The sequence below is a fragment of the Saccharothrix ecbatanensis genome (assembly GCF_014205015.1).
Lineage (GTDB): Bacteria > Actinomycetota > Actinomycetes > Mycobacteriales > Pseudonocardiaceae > Actinosynnema > Actinosynnema ecbatanense.
In genome coordinates, this window is sequence record NZ_JACHMO010000001.1 from 7,012,511 (window position 1) to 7,030,941 (window position 18,431).

The 18,431-nt window shown below is 71.0% G+C and carries 19 protein-coding genes; 3 read left to right on the forward strand and 16 right to left on the reverse strand.

The genetic code is table 11. From position 1 onward, the window contains the following. Positions 1 to 189 precede the first annotated feature (189 nt). The 14 genes from F4560_RS30250 to F4560_RS30315 form a co-directional block, all read right to left on the reverse strand. Positions 190 to 975 carry a sugar phosphate isomerase/epimerase family protein gene (locus tag F4560_RS30250; protein ID WP_184925841.1) on the reverse strand — a complete coding sequence of 262 codons (786 nt, stop codon included), beginning with the start codon at positions 973 to 975 and terminating at the stop codon, positions 190 to 192. Beyond that, positions 972 to 2,147 (reverse strand): Rv0497 family membrane protein, encoded by a 1,176-nt coding sequence (locus F4560_RS30255; RefSeq protein WP_184925843.1) that lies wholly within the window; start codon positions 2,145 to 2,147, stop codon positions 972 to 974. The genes F4560_RS30250 and F4560_RS30255 overlap by 4 nt, the downstream gene beginning before the upstream one ends. Continuing rightward, positions 2,147 to 3,163 carry a Ppx/GppA phosphatase family protein gene (locus tag F4560_RS30260; RefSeq protein ID WP_184925845.1) on the reverse strand — a complete coding sequence of 339 codons (1,017 nt, stop codon included), beginning with the start codon at positions 3,161 to 3,163 and terminating at the stop codon, positions 2,147 to 2,149. The genes F4560_RS30255 and F4560_RS30260 overlap by 1 nt, the downstream gene beginning before the upstream one ends. Positions 3,164 to 3,190: 27 nt before the next feature. Next, entirely contained in the window at positions 3,191 to 3,871 is a 681-nt protein-coding gene (locus F4560_RS30265) for a response regulator (protein WP_184925847.1), read from the reverse strand. Further along, positions 3,868 to 5,097, reverse strand: coding sequence for a sensor histidine kinase (locus tag F4560_RS30270; RefSeq protein WP_376775360.1), 1,230 nt, complete (start codon positions 5,095 to 5,097; stop codon positions 3,868 to 3,870). Before F4560_RS30270 ends, F4560_RS30265 begins: the two co-directional genes overlap by 4 nt. A 107-nt stretch (positions 5,098 to 5,204) precedes the next feature. Further along, a complete protein-coding gene (locus F4560_RS30275) occupies positions 5,205 to 6,020 on the reverse strand; it encodes an oxidoreductase (RefSeq protein ID WP_184929482.1) in 816 nt (271 codons plus the stop codon). A gap of 123 nt (positions 6,021 to 6,143) precedes the next feature. Then, on the reverse strand, positions 6,144 to 6,890 hold the full coding sequence (locus F4560_RS30280) for a phosphoglyceromutase (protein ID WP_184925849.1): 747 nt from the start codon (positions 6,888 to 6,890) through the stop codon (positions 6,144 to 6,146). A gap of 154 nt (positions 6,891 to 7,044) precedes the next feature. Further along, positions 7,045 to 7,329, reverse strand: coding sequence for a hypothetical protein (locus F4560_RS30285; RefSeq protein WP_184925850.1), 285 nt, complete (start codon positions 7,327 to 7,329; stop codon positions 7,045 to 7,047). A gap of 155 nt (positions 7,330 to 7,484) precedes the next feature. Then, the gene (locus F4560_RS30290) at positions 7,485 to 9,056 is read right to left on the reverse strand and encodes an AMP-binding protein (RefSeq protein WP_184925852.1); all 1,572 of its coding nucleotides are present in this window, start codon (positions 9,054 to 9,056) and stop codon (positions 7,485 to 7,487) included. Positions 9,057 to 9,471: 415 nt separating this feature from the next. Further along, a complete protein-coding gene (locus F4560_RS30295) occupies positions 9,472 to 10,362 on the reverse strand; it encodes a DUF4349 domain-containing protein (RefSeq protein ID WP_184925854.1) in 891 nt (296 codons plus the stop codon). A gap of 62 nt (positions 10,363 to 10,424) precedes the next feature. Continuing rightward, entirely contained in the window at positions 10,425 to 10,934 is a 510-nt protein-coding gene (locus F4560_RS30300) for a type III secretion system chaperone family protein (protein ID WP_246477899.1), read from the reverse strand. Next, on the reverse strand, positions 10,931 to 12,184 hold the full coding sequence (gene mshA, locus F4560_RS30305) for a D-inositol-3-phosphate glycosyltransferase (protein ID WP_184925856.1): 1,254 nt from the start codon (positions 12,182 to 12,184) through the stop codon (positions 10,931 to 10,933). Before mshA ends, F4560_RS30300 begins: the two co-directional genes overlap by 4 nt. Continuing rightward, positions 12,181 to 12,978, reverse strand: a complete 798-nt coding sequence (locus F4560_RS30310; protein ID WP_184925859.1) for an alpha/beta fold hydrolase — start codon at positions 12,976 to 12,978, stop codon at positions 12,181 to 12,183. The genes mshA and F4560_RS30310 overlap by 4 nt, the downstream gene beginning before the upstream one ends. 55 nt (positions 12,979 to 13,033) lie before the next feature. Continuing rightward, positions 13,034 to 14,179 carry a L,D-transpeptidase gene (locus tag F4560_RS30315; RefSeq protein ID WP_184925861.1) on the reverse strand — a complete coding sequence of 382 codons (1,146 nt, stop codon included), beginning with the start codon at positions 14,177 to 14,179 and terminating at the stop codon, positions 13,034 to 13,036. A gap of 79 nt (positions 14,180 to 14,258) precedes the next feature. Between F4560_RS30315 and F4560_RS30320 the strand changes: the two genes are divergently transcribed. Further along, the gene (locus tag F4560_RS30320) at positions 14,259 to 14,990 is read left to right on the forward strand and encodes an SDR family NAD(P)-dependent oxidoreductase (protein ID WP_184925864.1); all 732 of its coding nucleotides are present in this window, start codon (positions 14,259 to 14,261) and stop codon (positions 14,988 to 14,990) included. Here F4560_RS30320 and F4560_RS30325 read toward each other — a convergent pair. Together F4560_RS30325 and F4560_RS30330 are read right to left on the reverse strand one after the other, a co-directional pair. Beyond that, the gene (locus F4560_RS30325) at positions 14,944 to 15,939 is read right to left on the reverse strand and encodes a chymotrypsin family serine protease (protein WP_184925867.1); all 996 of its coding nucleotides are present in this window, start codon (positions 15,937 to 15,939) and stop codon (positions 14,944 to 14,946) included. The genes F4560_RS30320 and F4560_RS30325 overlap by 47 nt on opposite strands. 102 nt (positions 15,940 to 16,041) lie before the next feature. Next, a complete protein-coding gene (locus F4560_RS30330) occupies positions 16,042 to 17,151 on the reverse strand; it encodes a UDP-N-acetylmuramate dehydrogenase (protein ID WP_246477900.1) in 1,110 nt (369 codons plus the stop codon). Between F4560_RS30330 and F4560_RS30335 the strand changes: the two genes are divergently transcribed. After that, on the forward strand, positions 17,150 to 17,644 hold the full coding sequence (locus tag F4560_RS30335) for a DUF2505 domain-containing protein (protein ID WP_184925873.1): 495 nt from the start codon (positions 17,150 to 17,152) through the stop codon (positions 17,642 to 17,644). The two genes, F4560_RS30330 and F4560_RS30335, sit on opposite strands and share 2 nt — an antisense overlap. Then, positions 17,623 to 18,429 (forward strand): class I SAM-dependent methyltransferase, encoded by an 807-nt coding sequence (locus F4560_RS30340; protein ID WP_184925876.1) that lies wholly within the window; start codon positions 17,623 to 17,625, stop codon positions 18,427 to 18,429. The genes F4560_RS30335 and F4560_RS30340 overlap by 22 nt, the downstream gene beginning before the upstream one ends. Positions 18,430 to 18,431 lie beyond the last annotated feature (2 nt).

Below are 18,431 nucleotides of genomic sequence, written 5' to 3' on the forward strand. Positions count from 1 at the left end.
GCCGACGTGCCTGAACACCGCGTTCACCGTGCGGGAACACACAACCCCCTGCGTCTGAACGTTGAACTCCCGGTGCCCGAGGGGACGACCCGCGTGTTCTGAGCGTTGAATTCGGGGGTCCTGAACGTAGGACACGGTGGTCCTGAACGTACGACTCGCGCGTTCTGAACGTAGGACTCGCGCGGAGGGTCAGAGGTGCAGGCGGGCGAAGAGGAGGGATTCGGCGAGTAGTTCGGCGCGTTCGGCGGTGGTGCGGGCGCGGCGGGTGTTGACCTCCAGCACGACCTGGCCGGTGAAGCCGGTGCCGGTCAGGTGCGACAGCAGCTCGGCGCACGGCTGGTTGCCCCGCCCCGGCACCAGGTGCTCGTCCTTCGGCAGACCCGAACCGTCGGCCAGGTGGATGTGCGTGAGCCCTTCGCCCATGCGCTTGGCCAGCTCCATCACGTCCGCGTGCGCGGCCGACGCGTGCGACACGTCCAGCGTGTAGTTCCGGTGCCCCACGTCCGTCGGGTCGATAGACGGCCGGAACGCCGTGACCTGCACGGACCGCCCCCGACCCAGAGCACGCCGCACCGGGAACATGTTCTCCACCGCGATCGCGACCCCGCTGGAGTCCTCCAACGACGCCACCAGGTCGGCGAACCCGTCCGCGTACTTCCGCTGCCACAGGAACGGCGGGTGCAGCACGACCGTCCGCGCGCCCAGGTCGCTCGCCGCCTCCACGCTGCGCCGCAGCCGTTCCGCCGGATCCGGCGACCAGACCCGCTGGCTGATCAGCAGGCACGGCGCGTGCAAGGCCATCACCGGCACGCCGCTGCTCTTCGCCAGCCGGTCCAGCGCCTTCACGTCCTGGCTGATCGGATCGGCCCAGACCATGACCTCGACACCGTCGTAGCCCAGGTCCGCGGCGGCCTGGAACGCGGCGCCCGCGGGTTGCGGCCACACGGCCGCGGTGGACAGGCCGACCGGGATCAAGACTTCACCAGGAGCATCGCCGCCGGCGAGACCGTGACGATCAACCCCACCAGGACGGCCAGGACGGTGGTCTGGAGGTCGTCCGCCCGACGGATCTTGCGGACCACCATCACCAGGCCGACGGTCACACCGAGCGCCACGACCAGCGCCGCGGGGGCGGCCGTGCGCCACAGGAAGCTGAAGCCGAGCCACAGCGCCGCGCCACCGAGCACGCCGACCGCGAGCTGGCCGATCATCACCAGCCACTCCTTGCCGGCCGAACGCTCGGCGGGCTCGTCGTCGTCCTCGACTTCGGCCAGCCCGGCGGGCTCGTCGTCGAACTCGCGCCGCTGGAAGTCACGGCGCTGGTAGTTGTCACTGGCGTCGTCCTCCTCGTCGAGGTCGACGTACGGGTGGAACTGGGTGCTCTCCTGCTCCTCGGCCTCTTCGGGCTCGTCGTCGTCGCCGAACCAGTCCTCGGGGGTCTGGTCGGGCAGCGGCTCGGGCAGCCTCGGCGGCGCGGGCGGCACGATCAGCACCGACTCGGTCGGCAACGACTCCAGCGGCACGTTCGGCGTGAGCTTGTCCGTGATCCGCGGCATGACCTCGGTGACCGGCTCGCGACCGGGCGGTTTCACCATCGGCGGCTTGGCCATCGGCGGAGCCGGCGGGCCGGGCCGCATGTTCGACGGCTTGACCTGCGGTTTCGGCGCGTTCGGCCGGGACTGCTCCGGGTAGTCGTCCACGATCGGCGGGACGACCCGCGTCTCCTCGGCCGGGTCCACGTCGGGCGCGCGACGACGGCCGGACTCGGTCTTCGACGGATCCAGCCGCGAGAGGTCCGGTCTGGACAGCTGCTCGGGCCGGGCGGCCGGGGGCGGCGGGGCGGGAGGCGGCGCGACCGGCGGCTGGTAGGCCGTGCGCTCAGTCTCGACGCCACGCTGCTGCTGCGACCGCGCGGGCGGCGACGGTGGCGGTGGCGGTGGCGGCGCGGCGGGCTCGTCGCGGATCGGCATCAGCCGGCCGCTGTCCGAGTTGACCCGGTCGATGATGGCCTGCGGACCGGTCTCCGACGCCTCTTCGGCACGTCGGCGTCGCCGACGCGGCGCAACCTCGCCGGAGCCCCCGCCGTATTGGGCGAGCAACTCCGCGACGGTGCGCTGGGTCTGCTCCGACTCGCTCTCTCGACTCATCAACTCCACCGTGCCCCGTGGCGGCCAGTCCGTCCAGTGTCACCCGTCGTGCGGGTGCGACCCGGCAGGGTGCTGCCACCCTGGTCCGAGCCATTAGTGTGGTCCAGCCGACGCAGGATGACACCTTCCCGCAGTGCCCAGGGGCAAATCTCCAGCTCGGCGAGTGACAGGGCTCGCATCGTGGCCTCCGCCACGAGAGCCCCCGCGACGAGCTGGTGGGCCCGGCTCGCGCTCACTCCTTCGAGTTCGGCCAGGTCGGCCGCCGACATCCGCGAGATGAACGCGACGAGCTGCCGCAGACCGGCGTCCGTGAGCACGCGCCGCGCCCGCGGACCGGCCGACGACGGCGCCGCGCCGGTCAACCGGGCCAGCGTGCGGAAGGTCTTCGACGTCGCAACCACACGATCGGGTGAGCCCACGCGGCGGATCTTCTTCGCCGCCGGCGCCAGCTGCTCGGCCAGCCACTCCGTGGTCTCGTTCACCTCGGCCCGGCTCGGCGGGTCGTTGCGGAACCGGGTCCGGGTCAGCCTGCCCGCGCCGAGCGGCACCGAGAACGCCTCCTCGGGCTCCTCGTCCACGCCGATCGCCAGCTCCAGCGACCCACCGCCGATGTCCAGGCACAGCAGCCGGCCCGCGGACCACCCGTACCAGCGGCGCACCGCGAGGAACGTGTACCGCGCCTCGTCCTCGCCGCTCAGCACCTGGAGGTCCACGCCCGTCTCGGCGCGCACGCGGTCCAGCACGTCGGCCGAGTTGCCCGCCTCGCGCACCGCGGACGTCGCGAACGCCATCAGGTCCTCGCAGCCCAGTCGCTCCGCCGCCGCCTTGGACGCGGCGACGGTGCGCACCAGCTGGTCGGCGCCCGCACGGCCGAGCATGCCGGAGCCGTCCAGCTGCTCCGCGAGGCGCAGCACGGACTTCTCCGAACTCATCGGCGTCGGGTGGGCACCCCGATGAGCGTCCACCACCAAGAGGTGGACGGTGTTGGACCCGACATCAAGCACCCCTAGGCGCACGCGGTGCACCGTACCCGGTCGGGATTGTCAGGATTCGAACTTGTAGCCCAGTCCGCGCACGGTCACCAGGTGACGGGGCGTCGACGGGTCCGGCTCGATCTTCGAGCGCAGCCGCTTGACGTGCACGTCCAGGGTTTTCGTGTCCCCGACGTAGTCCGCGCCCCACACCCGGTCGATCAGTTGGCCACGGGTCAACACCCGGCCGACGTTGCGCAGCAGGTACTCCAGGAGGTCGAACTCCTTCAGCGGCAGGTTCACCTCGCCGCCGTCCACCGTCACCACGTGCCGCTCGACGTCCATCCGCACCGGCCCCGCCTCCAGGACCTGCGGCAACAGCTCTTCGTTCTCCCCGCCGCGGCGGAGCACCGCGCGGATGCGGGCGATCAGCTCACGCGCCGAGTACGGCTTGGTGACGTAGTCGTCCGCGCCGAGCTCCAGGCCGACCACCTTGTCGATCTCGCTGTCCCGCGCCGTCACCATGATCACCGGCACCGTGGACCGGGCGCGCAGCTGCTTGCACACGTCCGTGCCGCTCATCCCGGGCAGCATCAGGTCGAGCAGCACGATGTCGGCGCCGTTGCGGTCGAACTCCTCCAGCGCTTCCTGGCCGGTGGCCGCGAGCGCCGCGGTGAAGCCCTCCTTGCGCAGCAGGAAGGCGAGCGGATCGGCGAAGGACTCCTCGTCCTCCACGATGAGCACCCTGGTCACAGCTCTCCTCCGTGTTTGCTGACCGCACCGCTCGGCACGGATCTCGCCATTTCCTGCCTGGACATGTCCTTCTTGGGCAGGTCTTTCCTGGGCAAGTCCTGGGTGGGCTCGTCCTGGTCGGGATGAGCCGGGATGCGCAGCGTGAACGTCGAACCGGTGCCCGGCAGACTCCACAGCTTCACCTCGCCGCCGTGGTTGTTGGCGACGTGCTTGACGATGGCCAGCCCGAGCCCGGTGCCGCCCGTCGCGCGGGACCGGGCCTTGTCGACCCGGTAGAAGCGCTCGAACACCCGGGTCTGCTGGTCCTCGGCGATGCCGATGCCGCGGTCGGTGACGGAGATCTCGACGAACCCGTCCACGAGCTTGCGGCTGACCGACACCGGACTGCCCGGCGGCGAGTACGCGACCGCGTTCTCCAGCAGGTTGCTCAACGCCGTGACCAGCAACGTCCGGTCGCCCTCGACTTCGAGCCCGGCGGGCTCGTCGGTGGTGATCTGGATGCCGGCGGACTCGGCGGACAGCTTGGACCGGCTCAGCGCCTCGTCCACGACGACGTCGACCTCCACCGGGCCGAGCTCCGGCAGCTTCTCCGCGCCCTGCAAGCGGGACAGCGCGATCAGCTCGGTGACCAGCGTGCCCAGCCGGGTCGCCTCCTGCATGATCTTGGCGCTGAACCGGCGAACCTGCTCCTGGTCGTCCGCGGCGTCCAGCACCGCCTCCGCCAGCAGCGCCAGCGCGCCGACCGGGGTCTTCAGCTCGTGGCTGACGTTGGCCACGAAGTCGCGCCTGGTCGCCTCCAGCCGGACCGACTCGGACTCGTCGGTGGCGTCCACCACGACGAACCCCTCGGTGAGCACCTTGACCGTGGCGTGCACGGCCGCCGGGTGGCGTCCCTTCACGACCTCAAGCGTCGACAGGTCGACCGAGATGACGCCGCCGTTGCGGCGGGCCAGCTCGGCGGCCCGTCTGGCCCGCTCGTCCACCCGGTTGTTCCGCACCACGCCGAGCTCCTCGGCGCGGTCGTTGTGGAGCACGACGTCACCGAAGCCGTTCAGCACGGCGATGCCGTCGGGGGACGAGTTGACGACCATGGCCATCAGGTCGGCGACGGTGAGGCCTTTGGGGCGGGTCTCACCGGGACGCGCTGTCGTGCGTCCGATGAGAAACGCCATACCGCCGATCAGCAGAACGCCGATCGACAGGACGAGGTAACCCGTTGCGGTCACAAGCGCATCGTAAGCAGGTCAGGGCGGGTATGGCCTAGTGCGCGGGTGTGGTTCGTGACTCCCGTGACATGTCCGACGCCGATGTTTTCCCTTCGGACGGCCGCAGTTCACCCAATCGTGTCCAATCGGGTCAGGTCCTGTTCGGACAGGTGCAGTTCGGCGGAAGCCAGGTTCTCCTCCAGGTGACGCGCGGAGGACGTGCCGGGGATCAGGAGCACGTTCGGCGCCCGGTGCAGCAGCCACGCGAGCGCGACCTGGCGGTCGGTCGCCTGATGCCGGTCGGCGACCTCCTTCAGGGTGTCGTGCTGCACCGGCGTGAAGCCGCCGAGCGGGAAGAAGGGCACGTACGCGATGCCCTCGGCGGTGGTGCGGTCGAGCATCTTCTCGTCGCGGCGTTCGGTGACGTTGTAGAGGTTCTGCACGCACACCACCGGCGCGATGGCCAGGGCCTGGTCGAGGTGGTGCCCGCGGACGTTGCTCAGGCCGAGGTCGCGGATCAGGCCCTGCTCGCGCAGTTCGGCGAGGACGGTGAAGGGCTCCTCGACGGACTCCGGGTCGTGGGCGCCGCCGATCCGGAGGTTGACCACGTCGAGTCGGTCCAGGCCGAGGTGGCGGAGGTTGTCGTGCACGGCGTCACGCAGCTCCTGCGGCCCGCGCGCGGTGACCCAGCTCGTGTCCGGGGTGCGGCGGTAGCCGACCTTGGTGACGATCGTCAGGTTCTCCGGGTAGGGGTGCAGGGCCGCCTTGATGAGCTCGTTGACCACGTGCGGGCCGTAGTAGTCGCTGGTGTCGATGTGGTCCACGCCCAGCTCGACGGCGCGGCGCAGGACGGCCTTCGCGTTCTCCGGGTCGGCGGGCGGGCCGTAGACGGCGGCGCCGGCGAGCTGCATGGCGCCGTAGCCGACTCGGTTCAGGTTCAACATGGTGTCCACGATCGCTCTCCGCGATCACGCGGTGGACACGGGGCCGGACAGATCGAAAACGGCGGCACGTGCGCAGGTGTGTCCTTGCGCACGTGCCGCCGTCGCGTGGTGGAGCTGTGGGGGTCAGCGGCCCTGGTTGGCCACGGCCTTGATCGCGTCGGCCGCCGCGTCCGGGTCGAGGTACTGGCCGCCCGGCTTGAGCGGCTGGAGCTCTTCGTCCAGGTCGTAGCGCAGCGGGATGCCGGTGGGGATGTTCAGGCCCGCGATGGCCTCGTCCGAGACGCCGTCGAGGTGCTTGACGAGGGCGCGCAGCGAGTTGCCGTGCGCGGCGACGAGGACCGTCTTGCCCGTGCGCAGGTCCGGCACGATGGCGGACTCCCAGTACGGGATCATCCGCTTGACCACGTCGAGCAGGCACTCGGTGAGCGGCAGGTCCGGGCCGAGGTCCGCGTAGCGCGGGTCCGCGTCCTGGCTGAACTCCGTGCCGGGCGCGATCGGCGGCGGCGGGGTGTCGTACGAGCGGCGCCAGAGCATGAACTGCTCCTCGCCGAACTCGTCCAGGGTCTGCTTCTTGTTCTTGCCCTGGAGGGCGCCGTAGTGGCGCTCGTTCAGCCGCCAGTCCCGGCGGACCGGGATCCAGTGCCGATCGGCCGCGTCGAGGGCGAGGTTGGCGGTGCCGATCGCCCGCCGCAACAACGACGTGTGCACCACATCGGGCAGCACGCCCGCTTCGCGAAGCAGCACGCCGCCGCGCGTCGCCTCCTTCACGCCCTTCTCCGAGAGGGGGACGTCCACCCAACCGGTGAACAGGTTCTCCGCGTTCCACACGCTCTCGCCGTGGCGGAGCAGCACCAGGGTTCCGACAGCCATGGCCGTCAGCCTGCCAGATGAGCCTGCCCTGTTCACGCGGGTGGTCACTGTGACCTTGATCGGTGCAGCTCCAGGCACCCGGAAAGGCTCCGGAAACGGGACGGCTCCGGGCCAGGCCGTGATCGGCCCGGCCCGGAACGACCTCGACGGTCGGTCAGCCGCCCAGGTTGCCGAGGCCGCCGCCACCGCCCAGACCACCGAGGCCGCCGCCACCGAGGGCGCCACCGCCCACGCCGGACAGGAACCCGTTGAGCAGCGGGCTGACGATCGGCACGCCCTGGACGCCGGCGAGGCCACCGAGGGGCGACTTCTGGTCGACGGAGGGGACCGACTTCGACAGCTGGTCCAGCTCACTGGGGGACGCGTTGGCCCCCGGTGCCAAGAGCAGGACGACAGCAGTGGCGCCGACCGCGACGGCCAGCTTTCCGAGCATGCGCATGCGTATGTTCTCCGATGTGTGGATGCGTGTTTTGCACCCGACATGGTTGTGACAACCCGCCCATCCGGCACGGCAAGCAGCCGACAACAACACCATCGAGTGGCAATCACACCCATCCGCGCAAGATCGTCCGCGCGATGCGGTGAACCCGTGGATCAGGCCGGTGAGCTGGCCTCACGTGCCCGGAGGTCCTTGCGGAGGATTTTCCCGGAGGCGGACTTCGGGATCGCCTCGATGAATTCCACCACCCGCACCTTCTTGTGCGGCGCGACCTGGGACGCGACGAACTCCATCACGCCGGCCGCGTCGAGCGACGCATTCGGCTGGAGGACGACGAATGCCTTCGGCACTTCCTCACCGTCGTCGTCACGCACCCCCACAACGGCGGCGTCCGCGATTTCCGGGTGGGTCAGGAGCAGGGCTTCCAGCTCGGCCGGCGGCACCTGGTAGCCCTTGTACTTGATCAGCTCTTTGACCCGGTCCACAATGCTGACCAGACCGTCCGAGTCGATCACCGCCACGTCACCCGTGTGCAGCCAGCCGTCCTCGTCCAACGTCACGGCCGTGGCGTCCGGGTTGTTCAGGTACCCCTTCATCACGTTCGGCCCGCGGCACAGGAGTTCGCCTCGTTCGCCGACGCCGACGTCCTCGCCGGTCGCCGGGTCGACGAAGCGGCACTCCATGTTCGGCACGATCACGCCGACCGTGCCCACCGAGATGTCGTCACGGCTGTCCGGGATCGCGTGGCTGACCGGGCTCATCTCCGTCATCCCGTAGCCCTGCGACACCCGGCACCCGAGGCGCTTGGCGACGGCCGCCGCGAGGTCCACGTCCAGTGGCGCGGCGCCGGAGAAGATCGTGTCGACGCCGGACAGGTCGTACTGGTCGACCAACGGGTGCTTCGCCAACGCCACCGCCACCGGCGGCGCGATGTACACCCGGTCGGTCCGGTGGTCCTGGATCACCCGCAGGAACTCCGGCAGGTCGAACTTCGGCAGCGTCACCACCGTCGCGCCGACGTGCAGGCCGTTGTTCATGAGCACCTGCATGCCGTAGATGTGGAAGAACGGCAGCACGGCGAGGATCTTCGTCTCGGGACCGACGGCCAGCATCGGCCCGCACTGGACGATGTTCGCCACCAGGTTCCGGTGCGTCAGCATCACGCCCTTGGCGCGGCCGGTCGTCCCGGACGAGTACGGCAGCACGGCCACGTCCTCGGCCGGGTCGACCGACACCGTCGGCACCGGCTCGGTGTTGGCCAGCAACGACGACAGGTTCGGGTAACCCTCGGCCTGGTCCAGCACGACGACGTCGGAGATGCCGGCCTTCTCGGCGCCCGGCGCGGCGTTGGGCAGCAGCACGGACACCGTGAAGAGCATCTTCGCGCCCGCGTCGGCCAGCTGGTGCGCGACCTCGTCCGCCGTGTACAGGGCGTTGATGGTGGTCGCGGTGGCGCCGGCGCGCAGGATGCCGTGGAACACGACGGCGTAGTACGGGGTGTTCGGGCTGAGGATGCCGATGACGTCGCCCTTGCCGATCCCCCTGGCGGCCAGCGCGGCGGCCAGCCGGTCGACCGCGCCGGCCAGTTGGCCGTACGTCAGCGACGCGCCCGAGGTGCCGTCGACCAGCGCGACCCGGTCGACCCGGTCGCCGAGGTCCGCGAACAACAGCTCGTGCAGCGAGACGTCCGGGACCGCGACATCGGGGAACGGACTGCGGAAGACCATGCGGCTGCCTCATTCATCCGGGGGCCGTGATCCCGTCATCGTGAGTCAAGCCACACCGCCGGTCAAGGCCGGCGATGATCACCCACAGCGTTACTTAATTCGGCTAAGAACAACACGAATGGACTAGCGCCGGCTCTTGTGGTGATCGCCGACGATCTGCCAAGTTGGCAGGGCCTCGCGGGTCGGCTCCCACGCACTCAGACGACCGGCGCGGCACGAACCGCGGCTTGCCATCCCCCCGTCGGGCCGCGGCCCGCTTTGGAAAACCGGGCTCCCCCCGCCCGGCTCCACCGCAGCGGGGACTGTCGCGGGGCGGCTTGAGCTCGTGAATCCCCCTCTCTCCCAAGCCGCCCCGCGCTCCCGCGCGATGTTGCTCTCAGTAGACTTTTCGCCAGGAACGGCTACCCCGATAGGGCTACGGGGTCGCGGTCGTGACTGCGGGTTTCGCGGCTGCCCTCCGCCGCCGACGCCACCACAGGTACCCGAACGCCGGCACGCCGAGCACCACCGCGAACGGCAGCACGCCGCCCAGCACCACCAGCAGCCAGCTGAACGCCGCCAGCAACGCCTTCCAGCCACCGGCGAACGCGCTCAGGAAGTCGTCCTCCTCCTCCACCACGACCGCCAGCGCGCGCTGCGACGACATGACGACCGTCAACGTCGACATGGCGACTTGGCCCTTCAGCGTCTCGTACCGCCGCTGCAACGACTCCAGCTCGGACTGCCGCTTGGTCAGCTCGGCCTCGATGTCGGTGATCTCCGACGTGGTGGAAGCCCGGTCCAGCAGCCCGCGCACCCGCTCGACACTGGCCCGCTGGTTGGCCAACCGGGCCTCGATGTCCACGACCTGCTCGGTCACGTCCTCGGTCTGCAACTCACGCCGGCTGACCTCGACGCCGTCCAGCCGGCCGATGGACTCCAGCACCGGGTCCAGCCGGTCGCCGGGCACCTTCAACGTCACCGAAGCGGTCTGCGCCTGCGACTTCTCCTGCGCCGAGTACCCGCCCTCCGCAATGGCCAGGCCCTTGACCTGCGCCAACACCGCGGTGACGTCCGTCGCGCGCAAATCGATCGTCGCGGTGCGCACGAGCTGCCGGTTCTGCTGCGCCGACGAACCCGCCTGCTGCGCCTCGCCGGACCCGGCCTTGCCGGCGGACTCCTGCTTCGGTGTCCCGCCGCCCGGCTGCTGCTGCGCCGCCTGGGGCGCGGCCATGTCCGCCGACGACCCCGACGACATGTCCGATCCGCACCCGGCCAGCGCCACCACCGCGAACGCGGCGACCGCCAACCCCACCCGTCTGCCCACTTGCCCTCCCTCGGTTCACCGGTGGGACGGGACGCGGGCTCACCGCAGTTGCGCGGGCGCGATCACGATTCGGACACCAGATGGCGGAACGCCTGGAGGTTGGCCAGCGACTCGCCGCGCGAGACCCGCCAGTCCCACTCGCGCTGGATGGCGCCGGCGAACCCGATCTCCAGCAGCGTGTTGAAGTCGCCGTCGGCCGCCTCGACCACCTGCCCGAGCACGCGGTCCAGCTCGTCGGGCGTCACGGCGTGCGGCGCGACCCGGCCGACCAGGTAGATGTCACCGGTCGTGTCGATCGTGTAGTGCACGCCGTACAGCTTCGCGTTGCGCCGCAACAGGAACCGGTAGACGGCCTCGTGCGCCTCGTCGGGCTTGCGGCACACGAACGCCTCCACCACCAAGGCGTGCCTGCCGGCCACGAGCCAGCAGTTCGTCTGGAGCTTCTTCGTGCCGGGGAGGGTCACGAAGTACCGGCCCGGCCCCTTGCGGTCGTAGTCCAGCCCGCGTTCGTCCAAAGTGGACCGGATGACGTCGTCCAAGCCGTCCGGGCCCTGGTCCGGTTCCCCGCTCAAGCGAACACCTCCTCGCGGAACACATCGCGTGCCTCGGCGTACCCGGCGAGGAGTGAATCCGTCGTCCGGTCCCACGAGAACCGGCGGGCATGGCCGACGGCGTTGCCGGCCAGCTCCTCCCGGTACCCGGGGTGCAGCACGATGTCGGACAACGCCCGCGCCCACGGCTCCGCGTCGTGGCCGTCGACCAGCGCGCCGGACACACCGTCCCGAACGGCCACCGGCAGCCCGCCGACGGACGCCGCGACGACCGGCGTGCCGCACGCCTGCGCCTCCAGCGCGACCAGGCCGAACGACTCGTTGTAGCTGGGCACGGCGACCACGTCGGCCGCCTGGTACACCCGCGCCAGCGCCGCGCCGCCCTGCGGGGGCAGGAACCGCACCACGTCGGAGATCCGCAGTTCCGCCGCGAGCCGGATCAGCTGGTCGGGCGTCTTCATGCCCGAACCGGACGGCCCGCCGACGATCAGGACCACCAGCCGCGACCGCAGCCCCGGGTCGCGCGCGACCATCTCGGCGGCGGCGCGCAGCAGCACGTCCGGCGCCTTCAACGGCTGGATGCGCCCCACGAACGCGAGCACGAGCGACTCCGGCGCCAGCCCCAACGCGGACCGCGCGGCCTCCCGGTCACCGGGCCGGAACCGCTCCAGGTCCACGCCCGGCGGCACGACCAGCACCTTCGCCGGGTCCGCGTCGTACAGCTTGATCAGCTCGGTGGCTTCGACATCGGTGTTGGCCACCAGCCGGTCCGCCTCGGTGACCACCTGCTCCTCGCCGATCACCCGCATCCGGGGCTCCGGCATGTCGGACGCGGCCAGCGCCAGGTTCTTCACCTTCGCCAGGGTGTGCGCGGTGTGCACGAGCGGCACGGCCCAGCGTTCCCGGGCCAGCCAGCCGACCTGCCCGGACAGCCAGTAGTGCGAGTGGACGACGTCGTAGTGGCCGGGCTCGTGCCGTGCCTCGGCGCGCAGCACGCCCGCGGCGAACGCGCAGAGCTGGCCGGGCAGCTCCTCCTTGCCCAGACCCTCGAACGGGCCGGCCACCACGTGCCGGACCTTCACGCCCGGCGCGAGTTCGGCGACCGGCGGCAGGTCGGACGAGGTGGCCCGGGTGAAGATCTCCACCTCGATGCCGCGCTGCGCCATCCGCGTCGCGGTCTGCACGATGTAGACGTTCATGCCGCCCGCGTCGCCCGTGCCGGGCTGCTCCAGCGGCGAGGTGTGCACGGAGAGCACGGCGACCCGCTTCACCGGGAGACCTCCGCGACGAAGCCGGCCAGGTCCGCGGCGAAGCGTTCGGGCTGTTCGAGGAACGGGGAGTGTGCCGTCCGTTCGTAGCGGCGCAAGTCGGCTCCGGGGATCATGGCTGCCGCGAACTCGCCGGCGGCCGGGTCGACCACCTCGTCGGCGGTGCCGTGCACCACCAGTGTCGGCTTGTCGACCGACTTCAGCACGGCGGCGCTCTCGACGTCACGCTCGAACATCTCGCGGCGCACCCTCGGCGGGACGCGCAGGGCCGTGCCCAGCAGGCGTTGCACCAGCTCACCGGGCAGGCCGGGCGCCTGGTCGCGGCAGAACTCGGTCAACGCCGGCGCCGCCACCGCCGGGTCCTCCGACAGCGAGTCGGCCAGCGTGGCCTTCGACAACCGGCCGGTGACCCCGCCGGGCCGGTCCTTGCCCAGCTCGGTGATCGCGCCGACCAGCACCAGCCCGGACACCCCCGCCGTGCCGTGCGCGCGCAGGTAGTCGGTGATCACCAGCCCGCCGTAGGACCAGCCGACCAGCACCGCCGGCCTGCCGACGTGGTCGAGCACCGCTCTCAGGTCGGCGGCCCAGGCGGCCGACTCGCGGTAACCGCCCTCGGTGATCTCCGAGTTGCCATGACCACGCAGGTCGAGCGCGTACGAGCGGTACGACGGATCAGGCGGCCACACCTCCCCGGACTGGGCCCAACCGTGCACCAGCACGACCGCCGGGGCGTCCACCGGGCCCGACTCACGGACCGCCAGCCGGACGCCCTCGGCGTCGAGGAGAGTGTTCTGCACGATCTAGCTCAACGCTGTGGTCAGCCAGTCGCTTCCCGTCACAACCGAATTTGTGTCACAACGCGGACATGCTCTGCCATTGGGACCAAGGGATCTGCCAGTCGTACCAGTCGAACTGCGGCGGCAGCGTGGTGATCGAGCCGGTGACCTCGACCGGGTCACCCACGAGCGCGCTGTCGTAGTACGCCTTGGCGTCCGCCTCCAGCAGGTTCGCGCAGCCGTGCGAGGTGTTGTTCGTGCCGATGTTCGCGGCGTTGTCGTTGTTCTCGTGGATGAACTCGCCGTGGTTGGAGAACCGCACCGACCACTTCTTCACGACGTTGGTGTAGCCGTACTGGGGGTTGTCGAAGCTCCACGTGTCGAACTTCTGCATCACGACGAACGTGCCGTTCGGCGTGGCCAGGTTCGGGTCCGCGTCCTTGCCGAACGACGCTGGGTAGGACGCCACGGTCTGCCCGTCGCGCTGCACCACGAGCTGGTGCGACGGCGTGTCGATCTTCACGAGCTGGTGGCGGCCGATGGTGAAGTCGCTGGTCACGTCCGCGCGGCCGAACGCGCCGCCGCCGTAGGGGACGCCGTAGAGCTTCGCCTCGACGTGGATCTGGGTGTTCGCGGGCCAGTACTTCTCCGGCCGGTAGTGGACCTCGCGCGAGCTCAGCCACGCCCAGCTGCCCTGCACGCCCGCCGAGTTGGTGACGGTCAGCGCCTTCTCCACGGTGGCCCGGTCGGCGACGTCCGCGTCGAACTCGACCTTGATCGGGACCGCGACGCCCATCGTCTGGTTGTCGCCGGGGAACAGCGTGGCGCGCACCTGGACGGCCGGGTTGATCGTGGTGAACGCGCCCTTGAGGTCGACCGGCCTGCCGTCGGTGCCGGTGACCCGGCCCGCGTACGTGTAGGTCTTGCCGTAGCCCAGCGGCTCGGTGCTCGACCACGACTTCTTGTCGTCGGCGATCTTGCCCTTGACCGGCGTGCCCTCGGGGTTGGTGAGCGCGACCTCGTCGATGACGCCTTCGGCCACGGTGACCTGCGCCGGCACGTTCACCGGGACGTCGGCCGCACCGTCGGCGGGCGCGGTGGTGACCTTCGCCACGGGCGGGTTGTCGCCGCCCACCGGCTTGGCCGTGCCCTGTTCCACTTTCGCCGAGCAGCCGGCCACCAGGGCCAAGCCGATCAGCAGCGCCGCCACTGTCCTGTGCACGTTACGACCTCCTGATCGAAGGACGTTCCACGCGGCTTCCGGTGCGAGTGATCTGCGTCACACACATAGGATCACCTGCGTGAACCGTCCTATCGCAGTCGTGACCGGGGCCAGCGCGGGAATCGGTGAGGCCACCGCCCGCAGGCTCGCCGCCGAGGGATTCGAAGTGGTGCTCGGCGCCCGGCGAATCGACCGCCTCCAGGCTATCGCGGACGACATCGGGGGCACGGCCGTCGAGCTGGACGTCACGTCCGCGCCGTCCGTGGCGGCGTTCCTGGATGCCGTCCCCGCCGTGAACGTGCTGGTCAACAACGCCGGCGGCGCGCGTGGCATGGCCACCGTGGCGGAAGCCGACGAGGAGCACTGGCGGTGGATGTGGGAGACGAACGTCCTCGGCACGCTGCGGATCACCAAGGGCCTGCTGCCGAAGCTCATCGCCTCCGGTGACGGGCACGTGGTCACGGTGACGTCGGTCGCCGCCTTCGAGGCCTACGACAACGGCTCCGGGTACACGTCGGCCAAGCACGCGCAGTCGGCGCTGCACCGGACGCTGCGCGGCGAGCTGCTCGGGCAGCCGGTGCGGGTGACCGAGATCCTGCCGGGCATGGTGGAGACCGACTTCTCCGTCAACCGGTTCGACGGCGACGCCGAGCGGGCCGCCGCCGTCTACCAGGGCGTGACCCCGTTGACCGCGGACGACGTGGCGGACGTGATCGCGTTCGCGGTGACCAGGCCGGCGCACGTGAACCTCGACCAGATCGTGCTCAAGCCCCGGGCACAGGCGTCGGCAACCCGCGTGCACCGGGCGTGAGCAGGTCGACGTCGAGCTGGTCCAGCACCGGGCGGATGGGGTTGGCGAAGCCGCGCCGCGGGCTGCCGCCGCAGTAGAGGCCGACCACGAGGTTGGCGTCGTCGAGCAGGACGGCGCCCGAGTCGCCGTGGTCGGCGAACCCCGGCGTCTCGACCCTGATCTGGTCGTACAGGGTGCGGACGCCGAGGCCGACGCCGAAGTCCAGCCTGATCGCGGCGTCCGTGGAGGCGACCACGCCTTCGGTGACGGCCGTCGTCCGGCCGCGCTTGCGCACCCGTTGGCCGATCCGGGCCTCGGCCTGGCCCAGGACGGGACCGAGTTCGACCACGTCCAGCTGCACGCACGGCGTGGTGAGCATGATCGCGGCGGCGTCCACCGCGCCGGACAGGGCGGCCCGCGCCAACGCGCCGACGCGGTCGTGCACCGGGTGCCCGCCGTCGACCCGGGACGGGTGCACCATCGGGTCCCCGACCGCCCAGGCGTCGTCCACGCACGCCACGTGGAACGACGTCAACGCCATCACCATGTGCCGGCGGCGCGGCGTGACGAACGCGCCCAACGTCCCGGCGACCACGTAGTCGTCGACTTCGGGGACGTCCGGCGGCACGAACCGGATCGCCCGGCTCGGCCCGATCCCGATCCCGCCCAGCAGCAGCTCGTGCCGCTCCGCCCCGCTCACGCCTTCAGGTGACGCGATGGTGTGGTGCGGCGAGAACGAGTCCTCGACCACGTCGGTCGGCACGCCCAGCACGTCCGGCGGGATGGCGAACTGGGCGGCCGGGCCCTTGCGGCGGACGAACACCACGATGGCCGGCACACCCGTCGCCCTGCCGCCGACGGTCTTCTCACCGAGGTCGACACCCACCACACCGGGCCGGCTCAGGAAGTCGTCCTCAACCAGCTTCTTGATCGGCCTGATCGCCGCTCGCTCGTCGTCCGGGTAGGCCATGGCGACCTCCAACGGGTGCCCCTACCTCCATGAAACGCGCGCAGTGAGGTTTCGTCACACCCAGTCACCCATTCGGCTGTTCGGCCGACACGGTGGAGGGGTTCAGCGCAGGTCGCAGGCCACCAACACCGGTTCCGGGCGCAGCTCCACGCCGAACGCCGTCCGCACCCCGTCACGCACCTCGCGCGCCAGGTCCAGCAAGTCCTCGGTCGACGCCCCGCCGCGATTCGTCAACGCCAGGGTGTGCTTGCCCGACAACGCCACCCGGCCGCCCGGCCCGCGATACCCGCGGTGGAAGCCGGCGCGTTCGATCAGCCACGCCGCCGACAGCTTCGAGAACCCGGCGCCCGCCGGGTACGTCGGCACGTCCACGTGCGACCCGAGCCGCTCGGCGATCCGGATCAGCACCCCGGTCAACGTCGAGTCGTCCACCATCGGGTTGGTGAAGAACGAGCCCGCGCTCCACGTGTCGTGGTCCGTCGCGTCCAGCACCATGCCCTTGCCGCGCCGCAGTTCCAGCACCGCCTTGCGGGCCGCGTCAGCGGGCACCCGGTCGCCCTGGGTCACACCCAGCACCCGTGCCAGCTCGGCGTACCGGATCGGCGCGGACTGACCGCCCGCCGTCAGCGCGAAGCGGGCCCGCAGCACCACCGCGTGGTCCGTGCCCTTCAGCACGCTCGTCCGGTAGGCCAGCCCGAGCCCGTCCGCGGGCACCTGGTGCACCCGGCCGGTGCGGCGGTCCAGCAGGTCGACCGAGGTCAGGACCTGCGCCACCTCCACGCCGTACGCGCCGACGTTCTGCACGGGCGTGGCGCCGACCAGGCCGGGGATGCCGGACAGGCACTCCAGCCCGCCCAGGCCCTGCGCCACGGCCTCCGCGACGACCGAGTCCCAGTCCTCGCCCGCCTCCACGGTGAGCTGCACCAGCCCGTCGCCCAACGGGTCGAGCCGACGACCGGCCGTGCCGACCTGCACCACCGTGCCGGCGAACCCGGCGTCCGCGACCACGAGGTTCGACCCGCCGCCGAGCAGCAACAACGGCTCACCGGACGCGTCCAACGCGCGCACGGTCTCGACCAGCTCGGCGGCCGTGGTGGCGCGCGTGAACCTCGCCGCGGGGCCACCGAGCCGGAGCGTGGTGCACTCGGCCAGCGGCACACGGGTACTGGAGGGCGGGGTTGTCACGACCGTGAACGGTAGCCTCCGCGACATGGCACGCCGCATCGAGCACCGAACCACGTCCCGCCGGCCCGCGCGGGACGTGTACGCAGCGCTGGTGGACGAGACGTACCTGCGCGAACGGCTGGACGCGCTGGGTGGCACGGACCCGAGGCTGGTCGCCTTCACGACCACCGAGACGAGCACGTCGTACCAGCTCAGGCAGGGTGTGCCGGCCGACAAGCTGCCGTCGGTGGCACGCGGTCTGCTCGGCGGCGACCTCGTCATCGACCGCGCCGAGTCCTGGACCGAGGCCGGTTACGCGGGCACGGTCGAGGTCACGTTGAACGGCGTTCCGGGCCGTTTGGACGGCACGATCACGCTCGCCGACACCGCGAGTGGGAGTGAACTCACCCTCACGGGTCAGGTGAAGGTCGGCATCCCGCTCATGGGCGGCAAGCTGGAGACGTTGATCGCCGAGCAGGTCGCCCTGCTGCTGGACAAGGAAACCGAGTTCACCGCCGAATGGCTCGATCGCCACGCCTAGCCGCGGGCCGGGCGCGCGCGCTCGGCCTGCCCACGAGAGGCACCACCAACCCGAACCGCCTGCGCCGGGTCGACCGGTGGGTCGCGCACGCCTACCGCGACCTGCTGCTCTCCCACGACCAGCCGCTGGTGGTGGACCTCGGCTACGGGTCGTCGCCCATCACCACGGTCGAGCTGGCGTCCCGGCTGGGCAAGGTCAGCCCGGACGTCCGGGTGCTGGGCCTGGAGCTGGATGCGGACCGGGTCGCCGCGGGCAAGGAGGTCGCCGACCCGCCGCGGCTGGACTTCCGGCGCGGCGGGTTCGAGCTGGCCGGCGCCCGCCCGGTGCTGCTGCGCGCGTTCAACGTGCTGCGCCAGTACACCGAGGAGCAGGCGGCGGAGGCGTGGGACACCATGGTCGGCCGCCTCGCGCCGGGCGGGGTGTTGGTGGAGGGCACGTGCGACGAGATCGGCCGCCGCTGCTGCTGGGTCGCGTTGACCGCCGAGGGGCCGCGGACGTTCACCCTGTCGTGCCTGCCCGCCGATCTGGAAACGCCGAGCGACCTGGCCGAACGGCTGCCGAAGGCCTTGATCCACCACAACGTGCCGGGCGAGAAGGTGCACGCGCTGCTCAGCGAACTGGACGCGTGCTGGGCGACGTCCGCCCCGTTCGCCCCCTACGGGCCGCGCGCTCGCTGGGTGGAGTCGGTCCGGCTGCTGGCCGCGCGCGGCTGGCCGGTGCTGGACGACCGGAAGCGCTGGCGGCTCGGCGAGGTCACCATGTCGTGGGATGTCGTGAGTCCCTAGGC